Genomic DNA, 9016 nt, shown 5'->3' with positions numbered 1-9016 from the left:
GACTAACCCGCTCTAAGACTCCCATCTTCTACAAGTGGGAGTTATACCCAAAGGGCACAGGCGAGCGGCTAAGTCCCTGGATAAGGGCGACTAACCTTCAGATGGGGTTAAAACCCCACCTGAAGCTAAGTCTACTTTATTTTGCCTCAAGTTGTTTTGAAATATCGGCAAGCTCCCGGGCGTCAAACTGATATTTCTCATTGCAGAAATGGCAGCATACTTCGGCTTGACCTTCGGCAGCCATTTCTTTTATCTCGTCAGCACCAAGACTAACCAGCATACTCTGCACCCTTTCGCGTGAACATTGGCAATTGAATCTAAGGTTCAGCGAATCGTAGACTGTGGTTGGCAGTCCGGAAAAAACGGTTTCTAAGATTCCTTTGGCATCTTGGCCGCTATGTATCATATGCGAAACAGGTGGTATATGGCGCAGATTATCTTCGAGCTTCATGAGAGCGTCTTCTTCTGCACCTGGCAAAGCTTGTATAAAGAATCCACCAGCTGCTAATGTTGTTGTATCAGGGGCAATCAGTACGCCCAGAGCAACGCTTGACGGTGTTTGTTCAGATACTGTAAGGTATTGGGTTATGTCTTCGGCTATTTCACCTGACACTAGTGCGGCGCTGCCGGTAAACGGCTGTTTGAGGCCGACAAAGCGGGTGACATAGATATGACCGCTTCCTACTGCCTGGCCGACAGCCAATTTACCGTTGTTTAGCGGCAAGTCCACAAATGGATTTTTGACATAGCCGCGCACCGAGCCGTCTGGGGAGGCATCAGTTACTATTTCGCCAAGTGGCCCATTACCTGATATTCTAATAGTGAGTCTTTCTGCTGTTTTTAAATTAGCAGCCATTAACAGCGCGCCAGTCATGGTACGGCCCAGCGCTGCTGTGGCAACCGGAAAACAATCATGACGTCGGCGCGCTTCTTCCACCAGGTTAGTAGTAACAGCGGCAAAGGCGCGGATTCCAGGCGCTGTAGCCCGAATCAGATGGTCGTGCATAGGTAACCTCCGGTACTAGGCCAGTAATTCTGAGATAAGGGGTTGGCCTGTTGTTATATCTAGTATTTCAACTTTATTGTCCTTTATCCAAGCGATGGTACCGCGGCCATCTGGGCGTTTGGTCATACCGGGTGAGCCTGGATTTAAATAAATGATCCCATTATTCTTCTCCATGGCGGCGATATGGGTATGGCCGGTAATAAAGATATCGGCCTTTAACCGTATTGCAATTTCTTGTCTGGCTTCATCCGTCAGATTATGGCCATGGGTTACGACTATTCTTAGGCCATTTAGCATTAGATAGGTGTACGGCGATTGGATGGGTAGCTTAAGCACCATACCGTCAACTTCAGCGTCGCAGTTGCCGCAGGCCGTAACAATAGGCACAGGACAGCTGTTAAGAACTTCGGCCAGTTGCTTGGGATTATATTCGGCAGGAATAACATTACGCGGGCCATGATATAGTACGTCACCAGCATGGATAATTAAATCAGCGTCATGGAAATACCGGTTAAATACTTCTTGCCAGGTTTCCAGACAGCCGTGAGTATCACTGATTATGCCTACTTTCATATGAACCTCCAATAGGGTGAGATTGTGCGCTATCGCTCTCAATAAACCCCAGGATTTAAATTATAGTCCCCTGATAAGGTTAGCCATCTCAATGGCTGACACGGCGGCGTCAAAGCCCTTGTTTCCAGCTTTGGTACCGGCCCGTTCAATGGCTTGCTCGATGGTATCGGTGGTAAGTACGCCAAATATGGTAGGGACTCCGCTGTTTAATCCGACATGGGCTACGCCTTTGGATACCTCAGCACAAACATAGTCGTAGTGGCTGGTACTGCCTCTGATAACTGTGCCGAGGCAAATGACAGCATCATATTTTTTGCTCATTGCCATTTTTTGAGCAATAAGGGGAATCTCATAGGCACCAGGGACCCAGGCAATTTCCACATTTTCGACGGCAGCGCCGTGACGTTTGAGTGCGTCCAGGGTGCCACCCAGTAATTTGCTGGTAATAAATTCGTTAAATCGTGCAATAACGATACCAAATTTTAATCCTTCGGCAACTAAATTTCCCTCATACGTTTTGATGTTTTCCATTAGTTTTGCGCCTCCTCATATTGTTTGAGTAAATGTCCTAGCTTGGATTTTTTTGCAGATAAATACCGGTTGTTAAATTTATTGGCTAGTATTTCAAGCGGTACTCGTTCGGTAATTGTCAAGCCGTAGCCTTCAAGCCCTACCCGCTTGCGGGGATTGTTGGTGAGTAGCTTGATGCTGGTTAAGCCTAGATCAGCCAATATCTGTGCGCCAATACCGTAATCTCTAAGGTCTGGAGCAAAGCCTAACAATTCATTGGCTTCAACAGTATCTTTACCTTTGTCCTGCAGCGCATAGGCTCGAATTTTATTAGCCAAACCAATGCCTCTGCCTTCCTGACGCATATAGAGCAGTACACCGCAGCCTTCTTTTTCAATACGTTTTAAGGCATGGGCCAACTGATCACCGCAGTCGCAACGCAGAGAGCCTAAAACATCGCCTGTCAGACATTCGGAATGAACCCGGACTAATACATCCTGCTTATTGGTGACATCACCTTTTACCAGGGCGATATGGCACTGATTATCCAGCTGGCTTTCATAGGCAATGAGTCTAAAATCACCGTACTTGGTTGGCAGGTTGGTCTCTGCCGCTCTGGTGACAAACCGTTCGTGCTTTTTCCGGTATTTTATTAGGTCAGCAATGGTGATTAGTTTTAGATCATGTTTTTTTACAAAGTCCATTAACTCTGGTGTACGGGACATAGTGCCGTCTTCATTCATGACTTCACAAATCACGCCAGCCGGATATAGACCGGCCAGCATGGCCAAATCGACAGCCGCCTCGGTGTGGCCGGTCCGCCGCAGCACACCACCTTCGCAGTATCTGAGCGGAAAGATATGACCAGGCCGCCTGAGGTCGCTGGCCACTGTTTGGCAATCAAGTACTGTTTGTACGGTTTCGGCCCTTTCGTGGGCGGATATACCGGTCGTCACTGATTTGGCGTCAATAGAGACTGTAAAGGCCGTACAATGATTATCGGTGTTTTCAATGACCATAGCACCAATACCCAGTTCATCCAGCCTACTGCCGATGATGGGCATGCAGATAAGACCGCGGGCGTGGGTAGCCATGAAGTTGATGGCTTCGGGTGTTACTTTTTCGGCGGCCATAATTAGGTCGCCTTCGTTCTCGCGGTCCTCATCGTCTATCACCACAACAATTTTGCCATTTTTTATATCTTCAATAGCTTCTTCAATGGTGTTGAATTTCATATAAAATCCTCCGTTTCGTTGCCTATCCGGCATATAAAAAACGCTTATAATGTGAACCCGTGTTGTTCGAGAAACCCGAGTGTTATCTTGTCCGATGGTTTGACGTCCTGACCCAAACCAAGCAGTTTCTCTACATATTTACCAATAATATCTGCTTCTAAATTTACTGGCTCACCTGTTGCTTTAAGTCCTACGGTAGTCCGGGCCGCAGTATGTGGAATAAGTGAAACTGTAAACCAGTCCGGGCCGAAGTCGACAACAGTGAGGCTTGTACCATCAATGGCGATGGAACCTTTTTGGATAATGTAGCGCATGACTTCGGGGCCGGCACCAATTCTGACAATAACGGCGTTGTCATTTTGCTCTTTGGCTAGAATCTGCCCTACCCCATCAATATGACCGCTGACAATATGTCCTCCTAGACGATCACCTACCCGGAGTGTACGTTCCAGGTTGACAGTATCACCTGATTTGAGTCCAGACAGAGCAGTTCGGTCAACTGTCTCTGGCATGACATCGGCAGTGAACCAATCACGGCTAAAATCGACGACTGTCAGACATGTGCCGTTGACGGCAATGCTGTCACCAATTTTGACATCTGTCAGCACTTTATTGCCAGCCACAGTCAGGCGAACAGATTTGGCACCTCTTGCTATCTGTTTAACTTTCCCAAGTTCTTCCACAAGACCGGTAAACATCTCGTCCCTCCCTCCCGGTTATATAGCCGGTAATTAATATGTCAGTGCCAATTGATTCAGCAGTTGTTTCCTCAAGCATGATGGCTTGATCTACGGCTGGGATGCCCATACCCCCTACCGGACTTGGCGCATTTTTGCCGCCAAGTATTTTGGGAGCAATGAAGCAGTGAACTTTATCAATTAGGTTGGCTGCCAGCACTGAAGCATTAATGGCAGCGCCGCCTTCAACCAAAACACTAGTAATCCGACGTTCGCCTAATATTTTAAACAGGTGGCGCAGATCGATACCTGTAGGCGTTTGTTCAAGGGTCAGCACTTCGACACCTCTACTCCTGAGAGCCTCCACTCGTTCAGCAGGTGCCGCCCAACTGACGGCGATGATTGTTTGTGCCTGCCCGTCTGTAACCACTTTAGCACTCAGGGGGGTGCGAGCCATACTGTCAACAATGATTCTCACCGGATTTTGTCCAGTTGACGGCAAGCGGGTAGTCAGTTCAGGATTGTCAGCAAGGACTGTACCGATACCTACCAGGATGCCATCATAGGTATCTCTAAGTTTATGGACATGTTCTCTTGCAGCTGAACATGTTATCCATTTGGAATGGCCGGTATAAGCGGCGATTTTGCCGTCAAGTGACATGGCTGTTTTGAGAACGCCCCAAGGCATTCCTGTAACAATCCATTTAATAAACACTTCATTTATTTTCGCGGCTTCTGCTGCCAGAACACCTTCAACCACGTCGATACCAGCGGATCTCAAGCGGGTGAGACCATTGCCAGCGACTAGGGGATTAGGATCTGTCATGGCAACAACGACTTTCTTGACACCGGCTTGTATCAAAGCATCGGCACAGGGACCGGTCCGGCCGTGATGGGAACACGGCTCAAGTGTTACGTACACAGTAGCACCTTTTGCTAAATCGCCTGCTTGGGCTAAAGCATGAATCTCGGCATGTGGTGTGCCAGCTTGACGATGCCAGCCTTGGCCGACGATTCGTCCCTCGTTTACAATAACGGCACCTACCAACGGATTAGGACTGGTGCGACCTTCGGCATACTGAGCGATGGTCAGTGCCTGACGCATGTAATATTCATCCATAGAAGTCCCCCAGTATCGATATGGTAAAATAAAAAAACTGTTGATTAGCTTTGGGGCTATCAACAGTTAAATAGGCAAATTTAGGAAATGCCATCATGGCAGAACTTACGCCTTTTACCATCCAGACTATACTGTCGGCTCTGGAATTACACCAGATCAGCCGTATAACAACGGCTCGCGGGCTGTACCGCCGGTCAGGAATTAAAAGATTTCTCTTTTTCACCTTGCCCCAAAGGCTTACTATGTAATTGTAACAATTTATTATCTACTGTATATGTTACCATCAAGCGGCAAATTAATCAAGCCCCTCGTATTGCCTTAATTGCTTCTGCTATATCTGGTGCGCCATACACCGCTGAACCGGCAACTAAAATATTGGCACCAGCTGCCGCTACCTGTCGGGCAGTAGCCTCATTAATACCGCCGTCAACCTCGATATCTACGGTAAGTCTCCGTTCAGCAAGCATAGCTCTTAAGCGGGCAATTTTGTCGACAGCACCTGGTATGAACTTCTGTCCGCCAAATCCTGGATTGACGCTCATGATGAGGACCATATCAACGTCACCAAGCACCTCTTCTACTACGGTTAGTGGTGTTGATGGGTTTAATGACACGCCTGCTTTTTTGCCTTGCTCTTTAATGGTTTGAATCAAGCGGTGCAGATGCGGGGCAGTTTCAGCGTGAACAGTAATAATATCTGCGCCTGCTTTTACAAACGGTTCTATTAATTCCTGCGGATTGGTAACCATTAAGTGAACATCAAAAGGTAGTTTGGTTACTTTACGAATTGCCGCGATAACAGGCGGACCAAATGTTAGGTTAGGGACAAAATGACCGTCCATAACATCAATATGTACCCAGTCGGCCCCGGCCTGTTCTATCTTAATTATTTCATCAGCCAACCGTGAAAAATCGGCAGATAAGATGGATGGAGCTACCTTGATCGTATTAGTCATCTAGTATCCCTTCTTACTTTCTCTAATTTCAGTGAGTATCTCAAGATAGGACTGATATCTTTCAGGATGGATGCGACCGTCGGACGTCGCTTGTTTAACAGCACACTGCGGTTCCTTGTAATGAAGACAAGTACTGAATTTGCACTCTGGCGCTATCCTGGATATATCGGGAAAGTAGTCCATTAAGTGGGCTTCTTCGATATCGTTAAACTCTGTGAAGCTAAACCCTGGAGTGTCGACGACAAAGCCGCCACCAGTCACTGGTAAGAGCTCGGCAAACCGAGTGGTATGTTTGCCGCGGCCAATTTTGTGGCTGACTTCGCCTGTCATGAGCTCCAGTCCGGGCTGAACGGCGTTAAGTATTGTTGACTTACCAGCGCCTGACGGCCCGGCAAATACAGAAATTTTGTCATAAAGAAGCGAGCGCAGCGTGTCAACACCTGTTCCTATCTTGGCAGATACAGTGAGTACTCTATAACCGATCTGCTCATAGCGCTCTGCCAATTTAGCAACTTGTTCTGAGTCAGCTAGGTCAATTTTGTTAATACACAAAACTATCTCAAGCTCAGAAAACTCTGCGATGACCAAAAACTTGTCCACTAAAGCAGGGTTGATGTTAGGATTGATAGCCGCAAAAGTCAATACTACCTGGTCGACATTGGCTACCATTGGTCGTTTTAGCATGCTGCGCCGGGGCAGTATTTCTTCAATGACGCCTTTGTCCGGGCCGGTTAATGTATAGGTCACCTCATCACCCACGAGGAGTGAAAAGCGTTCCTTCTTAAACCGGCCGCGCAGATTGCAGGTAACAATCTTACTGCCTGACTGTATATAGTAGTAACTGTTATAGGCTTTTACTACAATACCTTTCAGCACATGGGCCTCCCAATTCGGGCGTGTTTGCAAAACACGCTACTTTAATCTTCGGAGACTGGTTCAAAATGTTCAGATGCTAGGCGCGACGAGAACACGAACGAAGGCGTACAGGGGTAGTACGCTGAGTGAGTGCTCGCAGGAGCAACGACGCAGATGGGCGTTTTCAACCAGTCTCTATATTGTTTGTTCCTGTAATAGCTTCTCGTTTATATAAACCTGAACGCGAACTTGGCCGATACCTTCTACTGTTTTTTCTACTCGCTCTCCAGGTTTGTGTGTGCCTTCATAGACAACACGGCGGCCATTGGCATCTGTAACCACGATTTGCAGTGGTTGACGGCTTGGGCCATCAGGTACTGTTATCTGAACCATTGCTCTTTTGACAGCTCCGGGTACGCCTTTGGCGACAGAAAAGTCGATTGCTGTACCTTCAGCTACTTCAGTAGCTGGGGGCGGATTCTGGCCGATAATGGTTCCAGGCGGATATTTGTCATTAGGCGTTTCGGTTACTTTTCCTTGTTTTAGTTTCAAGCTTTCCAGTTGAGTAGTGACAGTACTTAAGAGTGATCCTTGGAAATCAGGCAGCGATACTTTTTTAGGACCGGCGCCTTTACTTATAACAATGTCAATGGCTGTACCTTTAGTGATTTGGGCCGGCGGCCGGGGATTCTGGCTGATAACAGTATCTAGCGGTGTATCTTGAGCAAATTGCTCGTCAATCCGGCCTAATTTTAGCCCAGCGTTTTTGATTTGCAACTCAGCGTCGCGTCGGTTAAGTCCGCGTAAATCGGGGACTACAGTTACCTCACCGCCCTTGCTTACAATGACTGTGACGGTTCTCTGTTCTTTAACAGTTGTCCCAGGTTCTGGCTGTTGGGAAATGACATAGCCTACCGGAAATTTGTCGCTAAAGGCATCAGAAACCGAAACCCGGAGGTTATTGCTAATTAAGATGTTGCGGGCTGTATCTACCTGTTTGCCGACAACGTCCGGTACGGTAACTTCATTAAGGCTCCAAAATTTGCCGAACCCTAAGAAAGCGGCAAGTGCTGAGCCAACTAAGAGAAAGAGTAGTATTCCCCACATCCACGATTTGGTAAGTTTTGTTCCGTCAGGATTAGGGGTGGTAACATGTGATTGCACCGGTTTATTGGGGTTCCCTTGGTCCGGCAGCGCTGTTACCTGCGGTAGAACCTGTGTGGGGAAGTCATTGCGGGACAACCGACGGGTGCTATCATCTCTGAGATAATGCTGGGTTAGCTTAAAATCTGCAATCATTTCGCCGATATCATTAAACCGGGCTACAGGATCTTTAGCCATTGCTTTAAGTACAATGGCCTCAACGAGTGGCGGTATATCGGGGTTTAGTTCCCGGGGCGGTTTGGGCTCTTCCTGTAGATGTTTCAGGGCGATGCTTATAGGTGATTCGCCTGCAAACGGCACATGGCCTGTCAGCATTTCGTAGAGAACGACACCAAGAGAATAAATGTCTGACTTGGCTCCTACTGCAGTACCTTTGGCCTGTTCGGGAGAAAAATAATGGACTGACCCAATAATTGTGCCGGAATTAGTCATAGTTGACGAAGTAACTGCTCTGGCAATGCCGAAGTCAGTCACTTTAATGCGGCCTGAACGGGTAACCAGAATATTGTGCGGCTTTATATCGCAATGCACCAAATTATTTTGATGGGCATGTTCAAGCGCTTCAGCTATCTCAATGGATATCCGTACAGCAGTCTCGACAGGCAATGGCGCTTCTCGTTCAATTTTATCCTTAAGCGTCTCGCCAGAGATATACTCCATAATAATATAATAGGCTTGTTCATCAAGGCCAACATCATAAATATTGACGATATTAGGGTGCGAAAGCTTGGCGGCTGCTTGCGCTTCACGTCGGAAACGGCTTACAAACTCATCATCGTCTGTAAACTGAGAGCGAAGTACTTTAACGGCTACGGAACGGTCAAGCAGTTTATCGTGAGCGCGGTATACATCGGCCATTCCCCCGCCGCCAATACGTTCTAGTATTGTGTAACGATCATCAAGTGTGCGATTGAGCATTA

General features: G+C 47.5%; 9 protein-coding genes and 1 riboswitch. All 9 genes read right to left on the bottom strand.

Translation table 11 applies throughout. From position 1 onward, the window contains the following. Nucleotides 1-136 precede the first annotated feature (136 nt). The 9 genes from hslO to pknB all read right to left on the bottom strand — a co-directional run bounded on the left by hslO (nucleotide 137) and on the right by pknB (nucleotide 9014). Entirely contained in the window at nucleotides 137-1006 is an 870-nt protein-coding gene (gene hslO / locus VN447_RS17070) for an Hsp33 family molecular chaperone HslO (protein WP_325526550.1), read from the bottom strand. 15 nt (nucleotides 1007-1021) lie between these two features. Further along, on the bottom strand, nucleotides 1022-1579 hold the full coding sequence (gene yfcE, locus VN447_RS17065) for a phosphodiesterase (protein ID WP_325526549.1): 558 nt from the start codon (nucleotides 1577-1579) through the stop codon (nucleotides 1022-1024). 60 nt (nucleotides 1580-1639) lie between these two features. Beyond that, nucleotides 1640-2110, bottom strand: a complete 471-nt coding sequence (gene ribE / locus VN447_RS17060) for a 6,7-dimethyl-8-ribityllumazine synthase (protein ID WP_325526548.1) — start codon at nucleotides 2108-2110, stop codon at nucleotides 1640-1642. Then, nucleotides 2110-3324 carry a bifunctional 3,4-dihydroxy-2-butanone-4-phosphate synthase/GTP cyclohydrolase II gene (locus VN447_RS17055; protein ID WP_325526547.1) on the bottom strand — a complete coding sequence of 405 codons (1215 nt, stop codon included), beginning with the start codon at nucleotides 3322-3324 and terminating at the stop codon, nucleotides 2110-2112. Before VN447_RS17055 ends, ribE (VN447_RS17060) begins: the two co-directional genes overlap by 1 nt. Nucleotides 3325-3368: 44 nt before the next feature. Then, nucleotides 3369-4022, bottom strand: a complete 654-nt coding sequence (gene ribE, locus VN447_RS17050) for a riboflavin synthase (RefSeq protein ID WP_325526546.1) — start codon at nucleotides 4020-4022, stop codon at nucleotides 3369-3371. After that, a complete protein-coding gene (gene ribD / locus VN447_RS17045) occupies nucleotides 3985-5121 on the bottom strand; it encodes a bifunctional diaminohydroxyphosphoribosylaminopyrimidine deaminase/5-amino-6-(5-phosphoribosylamino)uracil reductase RibD (protein ID WP_325526545.1) in 1137 nt (378 codons plus the stop codon). Before ribD ends, ribE (VN447_RS17050) begins: the two co-directional genes overlap by 38 nt. Nucleotides 5122-5226: 105 nt before the next feature. Beyond that, nucleotides 5227-5362: riboswitch (FMN riboswitch) on the bottom strand. Between the two features lie 58 nt (nucleotides 5363-5420). After that, nucleotides 5421-6077 (bottom strand): ribulose-phosphate 3-epimerase, encoded by a 657-nt coding sequence (gene rpe / locus VN447_RS17040; protein ID WP_325526544.1) that lies wholly within the window; start codon nucleotides 6075-6077, stop codon nucleotides 5421-5423. Continuing rightward, nucleotides 6078-6953 (bottom strand): ribosome small subunit-dependent GTPase A, encoded by an 876-nt coding sequence (gene rsgA, locus VN447_RS17035; protein WP_325526543.1) that lies wholly within the window; start codon nucleotides 6951-6953, stop codon nucleotides 6078-6080. 174 nt (nucleotides 6954-7127) lie between these two features. Then, nucleotides 7128-9014 (bottom strand): Stk1 family PASTA domain-containing Ser/Thr kinase, encoded by a 1887-nt coding sequence (pknB, locus tag VN447_RS17030; RefSeq protein WP_325526542.1) that lies wholly within the window; start codon nucleotides 9012-9014, stop codon nucleotides 7128-7130. Nucleotides 9015-9016: the final 2 nt, after the last annotated feature.

The sequence above is a fragment of the Sporomusa sp. genome, from assembly GCF_035561155.1.
Taxonomy (GTDB): domain Bacteria; phylum Bacillota; class Negativicutes; order Sporomusales; family Sporomusaceae; genus Sporomusa.
The sequence above is the reverse complement of the archived record's forward strand: the minus strand, read 5'-3'. Positions and strand labels throughout refer to the sequence as shown.

Coding starts and splice junctions, on each gene's coding strand:
- hslO (WP_325526550.1), bottom strand. CDS start 1,006: ATGCACGACCATCTGATTCGGGCTACAGCGCCTGGAATCCGCGCCTTT.
- rpe (WP_325526544.1), bottom strand. CDS start 6,077: ATGACTAATACGATCAAGGTAGCTCCATCCATCTTATCTGCCGATTTT.
- ribE (WP_325526546.1), bottom strand. CDS start 4,022: ATGTTTACCGGTCTTGTGGAAGAACTTGGGAAAGTTAAACAGATAGCA.
- ribD (WP_325526545.1), bottom strand. CDS start 5,121: ATGGATGAATATTACATGCGTCAGGCACTGACCATCGCTCAGTATGCC.
- yfcE (WP_325526549.1), bottom strand. CDS start 1,579: ATGAAAGTAGGCATAATCAGTGATACTCACGGCTGTCTGGAAACCTGG.
- VN447_RS17055 (WP_325526547.1), bottom strand. CDS start 3,324: ATGAAATTCAACACCATTGAAGAAGCTATTGAAGATATAAAAAATGGC.
- ribE (WP_325526548.1), bottom strand. CDS start 2,110: ATGGAAAACATCAAAACGTATGAGGGAAATTTAGTTGCCGAAGGATTA.
- pknB (WP_325526542.1), bottom strand. CDS start 9,014: ATGCTCAATCGCACACTTGATGATCGTTACACAATACTAGAACGTATT.